This window comes from Vescimonas sanitatis (assembly GCF_049060325.1).
In the GTDB taxonomy this organism is placed as follows: domain Bacteria; phylum Bacillota; class Clostridia; order Oscillospirales; family Oscillospiraceae; genus Vescimonas; species Vescimonas sanitatis.
On the sequence record NZ_JBMGPW010000034.1, the window covers coordinates 1 to 518 of the forward strand.

The 518-nt window shown below is 71.6% G+C and carries 1 protein-coding gene; it reads left to right on the plus strand.

The annotated features are described in order from the left end of the window. Positions 1–230: 230 nt before the first annotated feature. The coding region (locus ACOMDU_RS13620; protein ID WP_421130699.1) for a DUF2469 domain-containing protein at positions 231–518 on the plus strand (288 nt) is incomplete at its 3' end.

Sequence of the window (518 nt, forward strand, 5' to 3'; positions counted from 1 at the left end):
GCCGCGCACCGGGCCGCCCTGGCCGAGCGCGGGGCGAGCGAGCAGCACCGGCGCAGCTGGAACCTCGGGCTGCCGGGCGCGCCCGCGGAGGGGCCGCCCACCCTGTTCGACTGAGTCCCTGGGGCCGGGCGCGGCCGCCCGTTCGACGTGCGACCCCCGGACGGGGGAGGATGGAGGCCGTGCGTGCCCGGACTGTCGCGGGTGCGCGGCGAACACTGAGGAGGCATGTCATGAGCGCAGACGACGTCGAGGACTTCGAGGCCGAGGCCGAGCTGCTGCTCTACCGCGAGTACCGGGACGTGGTGGGCCTGTTCCGCTACGTCGTGGAGACCGAGCGGCGCTTCTACCTCGCCAACGACGTGCGGCTGACGCCCCGCCAGGCGGACGGGGACGTGTTCTTCGAGATCCTGCTCGAGGACGCCTGGGTGTGGGACGTGTACCGCACGCAGCGGTTCATCAAGCGCGTGAAGGTGCTGACCTTCAAGGACGTGAACATCGAGGAGCTTCCCACCGAGGAC